This is a genomic window from Thiorhodospira sibirica ATCC 700588, from assembly GCF_000227725.2.
Classification (GTDB): domain Bacteria; phylum Pseudomonadota; class Gammaproteobacteria; order Ectothiorhodospirales; family Ectothiorhodospiraceae; genus Thiorhodospira; species Thiorhodospira sibirica.
On the sequence record NZ_MU255056.1, the window covers coordinates 648,541 to 663,556 of the forward strand.

Annotated in this window: 15 protein-coding genes and 1 tRNA gene; 7 read left to right on the plus strand and 9 right to left on the minus strand. The window is 57.8% G+C overall.

Annotation, left to right across the window (positions count from 1 at the left end; genetic code table 11):
• The coding region (locus tag THISIDRAFT_RS03100) for a transposase family protein (RefSeq protein WP_006787806.1) at window positions 1-408 on the minus strand (408 nt) is incomplete at its 3' end.
• A gap of 195 nt (window positions 409-603) precedes the next feature.
• On the opposite strand from THISIDRAFT_RS03100, the gene THISIDRAFT_RS03105 reads away from it, so the two are divergent.
• From THISIDRAFT_RS03105 to THISIDRAFT_RS03130, 6 genes are all read left to right on the plus strand, one after another.
• A complete protein-coding gene (locus THISIDRAFT_RS03105) occupies window positions 604-1,362 on the plus strand; it encodes a HesA/MoeB/ThiF family protein (RefSeq protein WP_040852578.1) in 759 nt (252 codons plus the stop codon).
• A 285-nt stretch (window positions 1,363-1,647) separates the two neighbouring features.
• Window positions 1,648-2,571, plus strand: a complete 924-nt coding sequence (locus THISIDRAFT_RS03110; protein ID WP_159098524.1) for a ChaN family lipoprotein — start codon at window positions 1,648-1,650, stop codon at window positions 2,569-2,571.
• A complete protein-coding gene (gene rdgB / locus THISIDRAFT_RS03115; protein WP_006787809.1) occupies window positions 2,561-3,160 on the plus strand; it encodes an RdgB/HAM1 family non-canonical purine NTP pyrophosphatase in 600 nt (199 codons plus the stop codon). The genes THISIDRAFT_RS03110 and rdgB overlap by 11 nt, the downstream gene beginning before the upstream one ends.
• Window positions 3,157-3,780 (plus strand): hypothetical protein, encoded by a 624-nt coding sequence (locus THISIDRAFT_RS03120; RefSeq protein WP_006787810.1) that lies wholly within the window; start codon window positions 3,157-3,159, stop codon window positions 3,778-3,780. Before rdgB ends, THISIDRAFT_RS03120 begins: the two co-directional genes overlap by 4 nt.
• 74 nt (window positions 3,781-3,854) lie before the next feature.
• The gene (mfd, locus tag THISIDRAFT_RS03125) at window positions 3,855-7,406 is read left to right on the plus strand and encodes a transcription-repair coupling factor (RefSeq protein WP_006787811.1); all 3,552 of its coding nucleotides are present in this window, start codon (window positions 3,855-3,857) and stop codon (window positions 7,404-7,406) included.
• 17 nt (window positions 7,407-7,423) lie between these two features.
• On the plus strand, window positions 7,424-8,167 hold the full coding sequence (locus THISIDRAFT_RS03130) for a class I SAM-dependent methyltransferase (protein WP_006787812.1): 744 nt from the start codon (window positions 7,424-7,426) through the stop codon (window positions 8,165-8,167).
• A 50-nt stretch (window positions 8,168-8,217) separates the two neighbouring features.
• Here THISIDRAFT_RS03130 and THISIDRAFT_RS03135 read toward each other — a convergent pair whose 3' ends face one another.
• From THISIDRAFT_RS03135 to THISIDRAFT_RS03165, 7 genes are all read right to left on the minus strand, one after another.
• Window positions 8,218-8,934 carry an SPOR domain-containing protein gene (locus tag THISIDRAFT_RS03135; protein WP_159098525.1) on the minus strand — a complete coding sequence of 239 codons (717 nt, stop codon included), beginning with the start codon at window positions 8,932-8,934 and terminating at the stop codon, window positions 8,218-8,220.
• Complete coding sequence (locus THISIDRAFT_RS03140) at window positions 8,927-9,688, minus strand: type III pantothenate kinase (RefSeq protein ID WP_006787814.1); 762 nt, start codon at window positions 9,686-9,688, stop codon at window positions 8,927-8,929. Before THISIDRAFT_RS03140 ends, THISIDRAFT_RS03135 begins: the two co-directional genes overlap by 8 nt.
• A 17-nt stretch (window positions 9,689-9,705) precedes the next feature.
• Window positions 9,706-10,419, minus strand: coding sequence for a cysteine hydrolase family protein (locus tag THISIDRAFT_RS03145; protein ID WP_006787815.1), 714 nt, complete (start codon window positions 10,417-10,419; stop codon window positions 9,706-9,708).
• Window positions 10,416-11,888: an NADH-quinone oxidoreductase subunit G gene (locus THISIDRAFT_RS03150; RefSeq protein ID WP_006787816.1), complete on the minus strand. Its 1,473-nt coding sequence runs from the start codon at window positions 11,886-11,888 to the stop codon at window positions 10,416-10,418. The genes THISIDRAFT_RS03145 and THISIDRAFT_RS03150 overlap by 4 nt, the downstream gene beginning before the upstream one ends.
• 17 nt (window positions 11,889-11,905) lie before the next feature.
• Window positions 11,906-12,328, minus strand: coding sequence for a flagellar basal body-associated FliL family protein (locus THISIDRAFT_RS03155; protein WP_006787817.1), 423 nt, complete (start codon window positions 12,326-12,328; stop codon window positions 11,906-11,908).
• Window positions 12,329-12,409: 81 nt separating this feature from the next.
• Window positions 12,410-12,907, minus strand: a complete 498-nt coding sequence (locus THISIDRAFT_RS03160) for a DUF2058 family protein (RefSeq protein WP_006787818.1) — start codon at window positions 12,905-12,907, stop codon at window positions 12,410-12,412.
• Window positions 12,908-12,946: 39 nt separating this feature from the next.
• On the minus strand, window positions 12,947-13,447 hold the full coding sequence (locus tag THISIDRAFT_RS03165; RefSeq protein ID WP_006787819.1) for a hypothetical protein: 501 nt from the start codon (window positions 13,445-13,447) through the stop codon (window positions 12,947-12,949).
• Window positions 13,448-13,539: 92 nt separating this feature from the next.
• On the opposite strand from THISIDRAFT_RS03165, the gene THISIDRAFT_RS03170 reads away from it, so the two are divergent.
• Window positions 13,540-13,616: transfer RNA gene (locus THISIDRAFT_RS03170), tRNA-Pro, on the plus strand.
• A 34-nt stretch (window positions 13,617-13,650) separates the two neighbouring features.
• On the opposite strand, the gene THISIDRAFT_RS03175 is transcribed toward THISIDRAFT_RS03170, so the two are convergent.
• Window positions 13,651-14,793, minus strand: coding sequence for a hypothetical protein (locus THISIDRAFT_RS03175; RefSeq protein ID WP_217159237.1), 1,143 nt, complete (start codon window positions 14,791-14,793; stop codon window positions 13,651-13,653).
• Between the last annotated feature and the right edge of the window lie 223 nt (window positions 14,794-15,016).

A 15,016-nucleotide genomic window follows, 5' to 3' on the forward strand; every position in this document is an offset into this window, starting at 1 on the left:
GGGGGGGGGGGGGGTTTCAAAACAACCACCACAACCACCCCGGCGCTGCGCGCCACCCCTCCTTGAAAAGGAGGGGAGTTTTTCGTGTCCCAGGGCAATCGCATGAATCTTATCCAAGACCGAGGACTTCAGCGCGATAGGCATCGGATGTTGTGGCGATGAGTTGTTGAACCTTGTGGCCGCCCTTGCATCGGGAGTCGGCATCAATGCCAGCAAAGACCCGGCCAACCCCGTCCAGTTTCTCCTTCCCCACGCCTCAATCTGCACAAAATCGTCAGCACCCGCCAGCACCGCGCTCACGGCAGCAACCAACAACTCCACCAGTTCGTGCTCAACTTTCTTCGCCTGCCTCGGGTCGTGGATCCCAACAAAAACGTCAGCCAGGTACAGCTTGCCTTGCGTCCCCATGGATCGTTCCAAAAAGACACAAAACTACACAGATCAACGCGCTGTGAATGCCCCCTATAAACTATTTATCGTAAAAGCTTATTTCTTGAAGAGGATATGGGCATTCATGCGATTGCCCTGGCCATCGGGTGTTCTCGCCAAGAATTATCCTTTAAACTTGGCGATTTATGCCTTTGCGGCCGTAGGGTGACGCGCTTGAATGATCAGCAATTACTTCGTTATAGCCGCCAGATTCTTTTGCCTCAGATCGGTATTGAGGGGCAGGAGCGCTTGTTTGCCGCCAAGGTGCTGATTATTGGCTTGGGGGGCTTGGGTTCGCCGGTGGCCTTGTATCTTGCAGCGGCGGGGGTGGGGGAGCTGCTGCTGGCGGATTTTGATTGCGTGGATGTGTCCAATCTGCAGCGTCAGATCATCCACAGCAGTCAGGATCATGGCAAGCTTAAGGTGGATTCTGCCGCAGATACGCTAAGACAGCTTAACCCTGAGGTTAAGGTTGAGCGCATTGCGCAGGCGATGGCGGGGACGCAGTTGCAGCAGGCGGTGGCGCACGCGGATCTGGTGATGGATTGCAGCGATAATTTTGCCACGCGCTTTGCGGTCAATCAGGCCTGTGCGCTGGCGCAAAAGCCGTTGATTTCTGCGGCGGTCATCCGCATGGAAGGCCAGCTTGGCGTGTTCTGGCCGGGGCGCAGCGATAGTCCGTGTTATCGCTGTCTGTATCCGGAGGGCGAGGAAGGCGGCGAAAGTTGCAGCCAGACCGGGATTTTGGCCAGTTTGCCCGGCGTGTTGGGGTGTTTGCAGGCCACCGAGGCGCTCAAATTGTTAGCTGGCCTGGCCGTGCCGATAGGGCAGGTGGTGTTGTTTGATGCCTTGAGTTCGCAATGGCGTATGGTTCGTTTGCCCAAAGACCCCGCCTGTCCGATCTGCTCTGATCATGCCTGGTCTGCTCCTTAAATAAATGGAGAATTGAGAATGATCAGAAGTATTAACAGTAGTTACGCCGTTGGAGACGCGAAACATATAAAAAATCATGCTTCATCCTTCGCGGCTTCGCGTGACTGATTAAAGACTGAACACTGAAAACTGCGCCGCAGCCGCCTCTGAAGGGCTGATCTCACGCGAAGACGCGAAAAATATAAAATCGAATCTGGCAAAACCAATCCGCCAGACGCTAACGGCGTAACGCCTAGTATTCATTTTCCATTATTCCTGTCCATGTCAATCATACCGATGAATCTCATGACTTTATTATTACTTTTGCTAATGTCGCCAAGCCTGGCGGCAGCGCCGCCGCACCCTTTGCTGGATACCTTATGGGAGGGTGCATCCAGGCAGCCATTGGTACAGGCGCATTTGCAGCAGCGCGTTTTAGAATCCCGATGGATTTTGCTGGGCGAGGTGCATGGTAATCCGGTGCATCATGCCCGTCAGCTTGAGGTGCTTCAATGGTTACGCGCCAGCGGCCAAACGCCGACGGTGGCTTTTGAGATCTTTGATCAGACGGATCAAGCCGCCATGACTCAGTTTATCGAGACAGGCTCAGGGGATGCGGCGGCGTTGGGTCAGCAACTGGACATGGAGGCACGCGGCTGGCCTTTTGCCAGTTATCAGCCGTTGGTGCAATATGCCCTGGATGAGGGCCTGCCGATTCTGGCGGTGAACCTGTCGCGGGCGCAGGCACAACGGGTTGCCCGCGAAGGGCCGGACGGGCTGGAATCTGTACCGGTGCGCCAGTTGCTGCAACAGCATCCTTTGGCGACCGAGGTACAGGAGGCTTTGTATGCGCATATTTTCGCCGCCCATTGCGAATATCTGCCCAAGGCGCATGTGCCTGCGGTGGCGCTGGCCCAGCAGGCCCGCGATGCCACCATTGCCTGGTTTTTGCAGCAGGCCAGCTCATCTGGCCCGGTGGTATTGATCAGCGGCGCAGGCCATGTGCGCAAGGATTACGGAGTGCCTTTTTATCTGCAGGCCCTGGATCCGGAACATGCGCCACTGAGCGTGGGCTTTATCGAGATTCATTCAGAACGCAGCACGCTTGAGGCCTATCTACACGGCCCGGAAGGCGCGCCCTACGATGTGCTGTGGTTCAGCGCCCGCACCTCACCCGAGGACCCGTGCGTCGCCTTTCGTGAACAGCTGGAGCAAATGCGTGGTGAATAAACTGGTCTTGGCAACCCAAAATCCGGGTAAATTGCGTGAATTATCCGCGCTGCTGGCAGAGATGCCGTGGGAGGTTCAGGCGCTGCCGGCGGATGCCCCCGCCGTGGAAGAGCACGGGCTGACCTTTGTGGAAAATGCCATTCTTAAAGCGCGCAGTGCTGCCGCGTTGATGGGCTGTGCGGCGATTGCAGATGATTCGGGGATTGAGGTGGATGCGCTTAACGGGGCGCCGGGGGTGCATTCCGCGCGGTATGCCGGAAGCCATGGCAATGATGCGGCGAATCTGCGCCGTTTGCTTGATGCGCTTGAGGGGGTCGCCCTGGCGCAGCGCACGGCCCGTTTTCGCTGTGTGATGGTGTATTTGCGCCATGCGCATGACCCCGCGCCGATCATTGCCCAAGGGGTGTGGGAGGGTTTTATTACCACCGCGCCGCTAGGCTCCGGGGGCTTTGGGTATGATCCGGTTTTTGCCTCGGACCTCGACGGCCCGACGGCGGCCCAATTATCCCCTGAGCAGAAAAACACCTTAAGCCATCGAGCCAAGGCTCTGCACGCGCTGGTTGCGCAACTGCAGGCCCAAGCGCAATGAGCTGGCTGCGGCTTCCTGCTTTGGCGAGGCTATTTTGTGGGCTGTGGCTGTTGTGGCTCGGGGTCAGTATATCCACGCTGGCGGCGGCGCAAGGCATTGAGGTTCGCTTTGATGCAGAGCGCATCGAGATCAATCTGGATGTGGTGGTGAATGCTCCCGAACCGCTGGTCTCGCAGATCGTGTATGACTATGATCACTTGGGCAAGGTGTTTCCCTTGGTCTCACGCAGTCATCTGATCCGGGAAATGGGCGATGGGCGGGCGCGGGTGCGGGCTGATCTTAAAGGTTGCATTCTGGGCATCTGTCGCGAGATGCTGCATGTGATGGACGTGGTGCGTACCAACACGGGCTGGAATCAGGGCCGCACAGTGCCCGCTCAGAGCCATGTCCGTGCCAGTGAGATTCAATGGCGCATTGATGGGGTCAACCCGACCCAGACCCGTTTACAATTATCCGGCTGGGTGGAACTGGGCCGGCGTATTCCGCCGTTGATCGGTCGCCCCTTGATGCGCCGCGAGATCCGCCAGCAATTGGCCACCTCCGCTGCCCGCCTGGAAAAGGCCGCGCAGCCGCTCAGACCCCTTTTAATGGAGAATGGAGAATTGCGCGTTGAACATTGAGAATAATCAGACGTTTTATTGCTTTACTTCTCAATTTTCCATTCTCCCTGCATAGACCACTGATTGATTCGTTGATGTCTCACACATATTCCCCCTTTCATCCGCCCTCGACCGCTCAAGCCAAGGCTTTGCAATGCTGGCAGGGGCTGTCGGATACGGCGCTGGCCTTAAGCCTTGCCCGCTCCTTGCAGCTAGCGCCCCGGCCCATGTTGATCATCACCGCTGATGTGCAACGCGCCCAAAGCCTGCAAGAGGCCATGCAATTTTTTCTGGCTGACGATGAAAGCCTGCCCATTGAGCGCCTGGCGGATTGGGAAACCCTCCCCTATGACGTGTTTTCTCCGCATGAAAACATCGTCTCCCAACGTCTGCAATGCCTCTCCCAACTGCGTCATTTTGTCGCCGGGGCCTTGATTGTGCCGGTGAGTACCTTGATGCAGCGCCTGTGTCCGCAGGATTGGCTGCTGGGGCAATGTTTTGCCCTGCACTGTGGTCAGCGACTGGATCAGGGCCGTTTTCGCCATACCCTTACGCAGGCGGGCTATCGCCTGGTGCAGGAGGTCATCGAGCACGGCGAATTTGCGGTGCGGGGCGGGATCTGGGATATCTTTCCGATGGGCTCAGAGCAACCCTTGCGCATTGAATGGCTGGATGATCAGATCGACTCGATGCGCTTTTTTGATCCCCAGACGCAGCGCTCACAGGCACAGACTGCGGGCGCTGGGTCCGCGACGATTGACTCGATCCAATTACTTCCGGCGCATGAGTTTCCGCTCAATAAGGACGCGATTGAGGGCTTTAAGCAGCGTTATCGCCAGCAATTTCCGGGCACTGTACGCGACTGCGTGATCTATCGCGAGGTCAGCGAAGGGCGCGCACCCGCCGGGATTGAATACTATCTGCCCTTGTTTTTTGAGGGGCTGGAGACGCTGTTTGATTATTTGTCGGCGCAGACCGAGATGATCCGCATTGGCGACATCCCCACGGCGGCCCAGGCCTTTGCCGATGAAATCGTGCGGCGCTATGAACAGCGCGCCCATGATCGGCTGCGTCCCCTGCTGGCCCCGGAACAGCTCTACCTCAGCCCCGAGGAACTCAGCAAGGCCCTGCACACGCAGCGAGGTATCTGGATCGAGGCCCCCTCCCCGCCGGGGGATGCCAAGGTTTGCACATTCACGCGCAGTCCTGCCCCAGCGGTGCGCCTGGATCAGCGCCTTAAAAACCCGGCGCAGGCCCTGCATGAATTCCTTGCGCAGACGCCAGGGCGTGTGCTGTTTTGTGCCGCATCCATGGGGCGGCGCGAACAACTGCACATGCTGCTCTCTGGCACCGGCATTGCGACTCAAACCGTTGCCAACTGGCCCGAGTTTCTGCGTGGCTCCGTGCGCTATGGGCTGACCATCGCCCCGCTGGAACAGGCCCTGTCCGTGGCGGCATCTTGCAGAGGCCGCGATGTTGAAGCAACACCTGAAAGGTGTCGCCACGACGCAGACGAAGAAACGCTGACCATTATCACCGAAACCTGCCTGTCCGGTGAGCGGGTCAGCCAGCAACGGCGGCGCTCCCGTCATACCCCCGATGCCGACGCCCTGATCCGCAATCTCAATGACCTGCATCTGCAAGACCCGGTGGTGCATGAGGAATATGGGGTAGGTCGCTATCTGGGCTTGCAAACGCTGGCCATTGGCGGCCAGACCCAGGAATTTCTCACCCTCGCCTATGCCGGGGGTGACAAGATTTATGTGCCGGTCGCTTCGCTGCACCTGATCAGTCGCTACAGCGGCGCCGATCCGGCCCAGGCTCCGCTGCACAAACTCGGCACTGAGCAATGGGTACGCGCCAAACGCAAGGCGGCGGAAAAAGCCTACGATGTGGCTGCTGAACTATTGGCCATCCATGCCAAACGGGCGGCCACTCCGGGCCAAGCCTGCGTACTGGATGCGGATGCTTATCAGCGCTTTGCAGCGGCCTTTCCCTTTGAAGAAACCGCCGATCAACAGCAGGCCATTGAGGCGGTGATGGCCGACCTGACAGCCAAACAACCGATGGATCGAGTGATTTGCGGCGATGTCGGCTTTGGCAAAACCGAGGTGGCGATGCGAGCGGCCTTTATTGCCGTACATGCCGGTCGCCAGGTCGCCGTTTTGGTGCCCACCACCCTGCTGGCAGAACAGCATCAGCAAAATTTTCAGGATCGCTTTGCCGATTGGCCGGTGCGCATTGAGGCCCTGTCGCGTTTTCGCTCCCCCAAACAGCAGCAAAGCATCCTCCAGGCCGTGCAGGAAGGACAGGTTGACATTCTCATCGGTACCCACCGCTTGCTGCAAAAAGATGTGCGCTTCAAACAACTGGGGCTGGTGATTGTCGATGAAGAGCAACGCTTCGGCGTGCGCGACAAAGAGCGTCTTAAAGCGCTGCGTGCCGAGGTCGATATGCTCACCCTGACCGCCACGCCGATCCCCCGCACCCTGAACATGGCGCTGGCGGGGCTGCGCGATTTATCCATTATTGCCACGCCCCCCACCGAACGCCTCGCCATCAAAACCTTTATCAGCGAGTGGAACGATGCACTGATTGAAGAGGCGATTTTGCGCGAGCTGCGGCGCGGCGGACAGGTGTACTTTCTGCACAACAGCGTACAAACCATCAACACCATGGCCGAACGTCTGCGCCAGATGATCCCGGCGGCCAGCATCGGCATCGCCCACGGCCAGCTCAGTGAGCGCGAACTTGAGCGGGTGATGCTGGATTTCCATCATCGCCGCTACAATCTCTTAGTGTGTACTACCATCATTGAAAGCGGCATTGACATCCCCACCGCCAACACCATCATCATCCACCGTGCCGACAAGTTGGGGCTGGCCCAACTGCACCAGCTGCGTGGCCGGGTCGGGCGCTCCCACCACCGTGCCTATGCCTACCTGCTCACCCCCGCCCCCAAGGCCATGACCCCTGATGCGGTCAAACGGCTTGAAGCGCTGGCCGCACTCGAAGATTTAGGCATCGGCTTTACCTTGGCCAGTCATGATCTGGAAATCCGGGGCGCAGGAGAATTACTTGGGGATGAGCAAAGCGGCCAGATGCACGAAATTGGCTTCAGCCTCTATCATGAACTGCTGGAGCGGGCCGTGCGCACCCTCAAGGCCGGCGGTGAACTCGACACCATGCTGGATGCCCCCACGCAGCAGGCCACCGAGGTGGACCTGGGCATTCCCGCCTTATTGCCCGATACCTATGTCGCGGACGTACACACCCGCCTGATTCTGTATAAGCGCCTGGCCAGCTGCGCAGATGAAGCCGCCTTGCGCGAGATGCAGGTGGAAATGATCGACCGCTTCGGACTGCTCCCCGAGCCCGCCAAACATCTGATCGAGGTCACCCGGATCAAATTGCTGGCAAAAACCTTAGGCATCCGTAAGCTGGAAACCGGGCCACACTCTGGACGCCTGGTATTCATCCCCCAACCGCCCGTTGACCCGCTCAAAATCATCCAGCTGGTGCAAAAAGACCCCAGCCGCTACCGCCTGGATGGCCAGGATACCCTGCGCTTTACCCGGCCCATGCCTGAAGCGCACAACCGCATCCAGACCGTGATCACCCTGCTGAGTGAGTTAACAAATCATTGAATCTAAAATAAAAATTTATGAATAACACGCGCCGTCTGTATACCGATCTGGCGTGGCTATGGCCCCTGTGGGGCGATGCTACCACCGAATACGCCCAGTATTGCCAATACCTCACCGGCCTGATTCAGCAGTACACCCGGCGTCCTGTGGCGAGCTTGCTGAACATCGGCTGTGGCGGTGGCAAAAACGTCCTCAATCTAAAACAGCACTTCGCGGTCACCGGCATTGATCTAAGCCCGGTCATGCTTGCACAGGCGCAGAGCTTGAATCCAGAATGCACCTTCATCCAGGCCGATATGCGCACCTTTGACCTGGGGCAGACCTTCGACGCCATCCTCATGGATGATGCCATCTCATACATGACCCGCCGGGAAGATTTCAGCGCCGCCATGCGCGCAGCGTATAACCACCTAAAGCCCGGCGGGGTAATGATTACCACCCCGGATACCACCTGCGAAACATTTCAGCAAAACGCCACCCACAGCACCCACGCCAGCCGGGACGGATTAGAGGTCGTGTTTATCGAAAACGGCTATGATCCCGACCCCACCGACACACACTACGAAGCCACCATCCTCTATCTCATTCGCCAGCATGGCACGCTACGCATGGAAACCGACCACTGGCGCCTGGGAATATTCCCCCTGGACACATGGCGGCATGTCCTCACGGAAACCGGCTTTGATATCCACGAAACCGCATATCGTCAGGAAGAAGATCAATACACCGTGTTTGCGTGTATCAAGCGCGCTGCCGATTGAACGCCCTCAGTCGAACGCGCGTGCATAACATCCGGGGCGGCTGAGGCCGTTTAGCGTGGTTCAGTGTCTGAAGGGCGGCAGTGCGGTGCTTGCAGCAGATTGAGTTGTGTCGGCAGTTCGGCTTTCACGGTGTGCGCCTGTTCGGGCAGGGCCTTGAAATCAATCCAGTACATGGTGAGTGTCAGGGTGCGGGTTTCAATCTCGGCAAAATGGCCCAGACGCTTGAGTTCTTCGACCCGCCGTTGCGCCCTGGCGTGTTGGGAGAAAACGCCAAGCGCCAAGGCGTTGTTTTTCTCCCCTTCGGTGATGACATACAGATCCTCAATGCCTTGTTCGCTGAGTCGGCTGACCAGCTTGCGCGCCTGTTCACGCGTAGGTTGTGGCGGCAAATAGACACGATAGCCCAGGGTTTCCTGTTTTTCCACGGTGCGTAGCTCGGCCTCCAGGCCACGCGTTCTGAGGTGCGTCAAGGCATGTTGGGCGCTGGCCTGAAAACGAAAGGGGCCGATGGCATGGCAGATCAGTACCGGCGGGCGTTCATGCAAGAGCCACAGTGTTCTCAGCTGGGTTTCGCTTGAAGATGGCGGATTCTGCACGGTCGTGGGGACAGCGGGGGGATGGATTTGGGTATGCCACAAGGCATAGACAATATTGAGCAGGAGCAACAGGAAAAACAGCACCCGCATAAAAACTGCATGGCGTGGTGTCATGCGGTGTGCGTGTGGGCCTTGGGACTCCCAGGCAGATGCTTCGGCATGATTAGCCACGGCGATGTTCGCCCGCAAGCACAGCCAATCCCTCCAGCACCAGATCATCCACACAGGCATAGTCCCCGTGCAGCCAGGGCTGCAGCATGCTGGCATCGCCCCCCGTCAGGAGGGTGTGCGCCGGGGTGGGCACGGTGTTGCTGATCTGGGCACACAAGCCTTCAATGGCGGCGGCCAGGCCCAGCAAGGTGCCACTATGAATGCCATCGGCGGTGTTGCAGGCCAGCGGCGTGATGGTGTTTCCTTCGGTCGGGGGCAGTGCCGCCAATTCGCTGCTCAATGCCCGGCGCATCAGCCCCACGCCCGGCAAGATCAGGCCGCCCCGGTGAAGATTATCAGCATCCAGATAATCCAGGGTCAAGGCAGAACCGGCATCTATCACCAGCAGGGCGCCATCGGGGTAATGGTGGCGGGCGCCCAGCATGGCCAGATAGCGATCAATCCCCAGTCGTTGCGGCTCGCTGTAGGCGCTGCGTAGCCCCAATGCCAGGATGTCGGCGGCGCTGACCGTGTAGGGCATCGGCCAGGCGTGTTGTTGACACCATGCGCGGAAGTCATTGCAAAAATCCTCTGCCAGTACGCTGGCAAGGTAGATGCCCTGATCAGGCCGTGGGAGCTTGCCAAGGTGCGCAAATAACCGCGCCCTGGCGTGGGCGGCATAGGGCAGGGCGGTGCTGTGACTTGGGTGGTGCAGATCATCAAGCCAGCGCCATTTCAGGCGGGTATTGCCCGCATCGAGCAATAAAAAAGCCATGATGTCGAGGAGCGGGGTTATGCTGCCTTGGCCAGTTCGGCGAGGATTTCCTCGGTACACATCACGCGGGCATAGCGGTCTTTCATGGTGGTAATGGTGGCCTGTTGTAATTCGGGGGTGACGGTGGCGCAGCCATCTTCCACCAGGGTGACATAAAAGCCTAAGTCGCAGGCGTCGCGAATGGCAGTGGAGACGCATTCATTGCTATACACGCCGACCATAAACAAGGCCGTGATGCCGAGATTGCGCAGCACATATTCGATATTGGTTGAGGTAAACACACCGCTGGCGGTTTTGTTGATGACGATCTCATCCCCAATGGGGGCCACCATCTCTAAAAACTCAGCCTCTTTGGAGTCAGGCGCGGCGTGTAATCCCAGGCGTTTATGCCCTGGGCCACGGTCACGCCCATCGCGGGTCAGGGACTGGATGCGGGTATGGATGACTTCCTGTTCCATCGCCCTAAAGGCATCTTGCAGGCGGCGTACATTGGGTAAAACCAGGGTTTCCAGGCGATTGAAGTAATAATCCTGCGCCTCGGGGGCAACGCCAGAGCGTTCGCAATCGGCAAAGACGCCATAGCCGCGTGCAGCATCAAGATATTGCAGGTCGATACACAGCAGGGCGGCATGATGGTCGCCGATGACCCGGTTAAGAAAGCGGTTGGTGATCAGCTGACCGCGATATTGCTCGCGCAGCGGATCGATATTGTCGTAATCAATAGCGTTCAAGGTGTTTGATTCTTTGGTATAGGTGTTGAGGATGGCTGGAGCGCTTTGCGCAAGGCCAGGTGTTGAAAAACATCCACCGCATCCAGCACCCCGTCGGGTTTGGCAAAACAGGGCTCAAAGGCCCCCACTTGACCCTGTTGATTGGTGTAATGTCCCGCCCGCTCGGTCTGCAGGCTCAGCGGTATCACCAGGTCGGCACGGCTCAGCCATGCGGAATCGCTGTCTTCATAGGCATTGAGCCAGATTACGCGGGCCGTGGCCGGGCAGTCTTCGACCTTAAGCCCCTCGCCCCAGAGCAACAGCAGGTCCGTGGCCGGGTCAATCTGCGGCGGTGTCGAACCGAACAGGGCCTGCGCTTGCGTCAGGTTGGGGTTTTTATCCGCCACAATCAGCCAGTCATCGGCGATCACCTCACCCGGCGCGGGCTGTTGATCGGCCTTGCAAAAGGTATGAAACACGCCGCCGAGGGTATCCTGAAAGGTCTGTAATTCCTCATTGGAAGCCCAGCTGGATACCACCGCGACCCGATGCTGGGCCTTGATCATCCAGTCATAGGCCTGTGCCAGCGCCGCTTCGTGGCTCACTGGCGCACCGGCCAAACGGGCACTGAGCAGGCGCGGACGCTCGAAGATATCCGCCAGATCACGCCCTTTATTGCAGATGAAATGGCCGTTGATTTCGGGGTTAAGACGCGGGGTGATACGTTCAATGCGCCGCTGGTGAGCGGCATCCAGCGATTTAAGCTGCCATTGCGGTTTGCGATGCCAGATGTGGATATGACACCCCCGCGCACATCCGGGGCAGATGGAAGGCGTGGCCTGTAGATACCAGACCCGGGCGCGATAGAAAAAGCGCCGTGACAGCAGGGCGCCGACCGGGCACAGGTCAATGATATTGTCGGCGTAGGCGTCCTGTTCAAGGGCCTGCGGATCGGCTGGGCGCAACAGGGCATGATCGGCGCGCTGCACAAACCCCAGCGCCCTGGATTTGGAGATTTCATGGGTAAAACGCACACAGCGCGAACACAGCACACAACGCTCATTGTCCAGCAGGATGCGTGAGGACAGCGCAAAAAACTTGCTGCGCTGCAGTTTGGGATCATGCGACAGCGAGGGCTCACCGTTGTATTGGTAGTGATAATCCTGCAACAGGCATTCGCCGGATTTATCACAAATCCCGCAATCCACCGGATGATTCAGCGTAAAAAATTGCAGCATGGCCTGGCGCGCATCCTGCACCGCTGGCGATGCGGTCAGAATGCGCATTCCCTCTTGCACCGGCATTTTACAGGCGATGTCTATGCCGCGTCCTTCCTGCTCCACCAGGCACAAACGGCAATTGCCCGCCACCGACAGCGCCGGGTGGTAACAAAAGCCCGGAATCGTGATGCCATGAGCGCGCGCGGCTTCCATCACCGTTTGGGTTTTCTCGGCGTTGAGGGCCTGTCCGTCAATCATGATTTCGGGCATGCTGACAACCTGTGCAATTACTGAATGATAAAGCTGGTGAAATACAGCCCTGAAATGCCGGGCCGCCCGGCACGCTCGCTCAGCGCTTGGCGCACGGTATCCAGGGCCCCCTGACGCAGCACCTCTCGATTATCCACTGCGCCGACCTCATCGGCTGCCCGTCCACCAAAAAACATGATCAGACGGTCACGGATCAGGGGCATGTGGTGAGTGACCACCTCGGCATCCTGCGGGGTTTCCACATACAGCTCGGCGCGAATCTGTAAAAACTGCGCCCGGCGCTCATTGGCAATATTGACCACCAAGGGCGGATCGAGCGTCATATAATTGGAAAAAGCCGGTGCTTTGCTCGGTGCGGCCTGCACCGCCCCGCTAAAACCCAGCGCGGTGAGTAGCGCCAAGATCAGGGCCAGAAAGGGAAGGTATTTGCTGTATTGCATGGTAAGGCTCCTTCGAATCAGAGGGATGAGACGGCGACTTGCGGGCGCACACCGCTGAGCGCATCTTAACAGTCTCAAGGGTTAATCGACAGGCGGGGACGGCGAAGGTTCTTGCAGATTCGACATCTCATCAGCGGCAGGCTCAATAAAAATGACGATGCGCGCGGGATCCATCGCCAAAAACTGTTTAGCCTGTTCGCGGGGCAATAAGTTGCGCCGACCATCGAGCAAGGCAATGGCCAGTTCCCCGTGTGCCAGGGCCTGCTGCTGCTCGGCGGTGACATACAGATGCTTGATTTTGTCACCTTGCTGAAAATAAAAGGCGATCTCGGCGTTTGGATCATTACAGCGATGTTTGGCAATAAACTCGCGCAGTTGCGCCTTGTCCGCCCGCACCAGCACAGGCGGGCTCACCGGCTCGGTTGCAGATGAAGATATGGAGGCCAAAGGGGCAGCCGGGCGCGCTTTATGCTGTTTTTGCTGAGGGCGCCCTCGCCGCCTGGCCTCGGTTGAGGGCAGGTCGGCATGGGGTTTTGCCAGCCCGGCTTTAATTAACTGCTCACGCAAACTTTCGGTCATCAGACGTAAACCACTTCTACTGGGATGAGCGCATCCTGCCTATTCGCTGGGCTGTCCTGCAGATTCAGAATCCTGCAAGGCCTCTCTGAACGATGCATAGGCCCCGGAAAAACCCTGTTTCAGCTGCGCCCAGGCATCCGTTGAACCGCTTTGCAGTTTTTCCTGCCACACGCGCAATTCACGCTGTTGTACTTCCAGGGTTGCTAGGGCCGCCGTGGCCTGTTCACGCGCTGAGGCATCCATTTTATCCCAATTTTCTTCCATGCGTATCTTGAGTTGCTGAACCTGCTCATCGGCGATGGCCAGCGCCGCCCTGGCGTGTTCGATAGCCCGCTGCTGCTCGTGTTCACCGTAGCGCTGCAAAGCGCCGAGCCATTCTCCGGTTTCCTGTTTCAGCGCATCGAACTCTGTACGTTCCTGCTGAATGGTCGTCTCCTGCGAAGGCTCTTTGGGTGCTTCACCGCATGCCATCAAAAGCCATGCACCCGCCAGACTGGCCGCAAGCAGCGGCCACCGTGGATTACCTTGTCTAAAAAACATAGCCATACCACCTTATGGTTTGAGGTTTGCCTTGCTGAATGCGTGCATGCGTCTAGGCAAAGCACGCAAAGCACGTTATAATAGTCGTTTATCGGGGCGTAGCGCAGCCTGGTAGCGCACCTGAATGGGGTTCAGGTGGTCGGAGGTTCAAATCCTCTCGCCCCGACCAGTTTTTCTCTCCTGCGACGTTTGAGTTTCATCGCTCAAAACTTCAATTCCATCCCAAAGCCAATCGCTAATGCCTGCTGACGCTCTTCATCCGTTTCCTTTTGCGGCCAGAAATAACCCACGCTGACCCGCCCTAACAGCCAATCTTCATGCAAGCTTTGGTTCCAGGTGGTACGCAGCCCGTATTCCGCCACATCCACCCGCGAATCGGTTTCCCCATTGATCAACGCTTCTACAGCCAACAGACGAAAATCGCCAAAGCTTTTGAAAAAACCCACGCTGCTTGCCCAAGCCAGACCATTGCTTTTTTCTGAAACGGTGCCGGTATTGCGCCATTGCAAAGACACCGTCGGCGAATAGGCATGCTCATAGCTCAGCGCGGTCGTTGAACCGAAGCGGTCATCCAGCGTCCAGAAAATAGTCTCACGAAAATCAATCTGATCCTGGTCAGACAACCACCAAACCTTGCGATAACGTGCCTGAGTATAAATCTTATACCCCCCCCGCACCCCGGCACGCAGGTCAATATTTTCCCGTAGACCGTAGCCCAGTCCGGCAAAGCGGGTCTGGTCCTGTTTGCGATTTTCTTCGAGCAACTGATCCTGACGGGTAAAGGATTCCGGACGATCCGTGACCAATTCCTCTTCGTTATCCAGACCAAAAAACAGATATGTGCTGTCTTTGAGGTTAGGCAAATCCATGCGCGCCCGCAAGCGCAGGTTAGTATTGAGCGAGCGGTCTTCACGCCACAGCGTATTCAAACCCAGACTGCCGGACACGCCTTTGCCTTCTTCAAAAGGATCATCGCCAAAACGACCATCAATTGCGCGGGCCACCCACTCCGTGGAAGCGTGCAGGCCGCTGCGGGTGCGCTCTAACAGATGAATCATCTTGCTGCCGGGCTGGGCCACCCAATCAGCCAGCCGTGAGGGATCTTCAACCGGCACCTCAGCCGCCTCGGGCAAGATCAGCGCACCGGCGTCGTTATCATCCAGCGGTGGTGCAAAAGCTTCCTCGTCCGCCTCACTGGGTAGCACTGCCTCAGCAGCGGGTGGTGCATCCACGGTCACCTGATCCGGAATCGCCTGATCCTGCGGCGCATCCAAAGCCAAAGCCTTAAGCCCAGCGGGCGCAAAACCCAACCCCGTCAATAAGCAAAAAATAAGCGCACGTTGCACCGTCGGTAAATCCTGCAAAATGGAGCGTGAATAAGCGAAGACCATCGTCGTGGCTTCTGTCTGAACAACCGGACGTTAATTTACCAAGGTGCACGGAAAAATCCCACTGTGGGGATCTGCTATTTTTAGGGCACTTCGAATAACCCGAGTTTTTCAATGAACCTGACCGCCAAATGATGGCCATGACCAAATTCGGTTTAATTTCCCCGGTATAGTGGACCCC

Coding starts and splice junctions, on each gene's coding strand:
- THISIDRAFT_RS03110 (WP_159098524.1), top strand. CDS start 1,648: ATGACTTTATTATTACTTTTGCTAATGTCGCCAAGCCTGGCGGCAGCG.
- THISIDRAFT_RS03120 (WP_006787810.1), top strand. CDS start 3,157: ATGAGCTGGCTGCGGCTTCCTGCTTTGGCGAGGCTATTTTGTGGGCTG.
- mfd (WP_006787811.1), top strand. CDS start 3,855: ATGTCTCACACATATTCCCCCTTTCATCCGCCCTCGACCGCTCAAGCC.
- THISIDRAFT_RS03130 (WP_006787812.1), top strand. CDS start 7,424: ATGAATAACACGCGCCGTCTGTATACCGATCTGGCGTGGCTATGGCCC.
- THISIDRAFT_RS03140 (WP_006787814.1), bottom strand. CDS start 9,688: ATGGCTTTTTTATTGCTCGATGCGGGCAATACCCGCCTGAAATGGCGC.
- THISIDRAFT_RS03150 (WP_006787816.1), bottom strand. CDS start 11,888: ATGCCCGAAATCATGATTGACGGACAGGCCCTCAACGCCGAGAAAACC.
- THISIDRAFT_RS03155 (WP_006787817.1), bottom strand. CDS start 12,328: ATGCAATACAGCAAATACCTTCCCTTTCTGGCCCTGATCTTGGCGCTA.
- THISIDRAFT_RS03160 (WP_006787818.1), bottom strand. CDS start 12,907: ATGACCGAAAGTTTGCGTGAGCAGTTAATTAAAGCCGGGCTGGCAAAA.
- THISIDRAFT_RS03165 (WP_006787819.1), bottom strand. CDS start 13,447: ATGTTTTTTAGACAAGGTAATCCACGGTGGCCGCTGCTTGCGGCCAGT.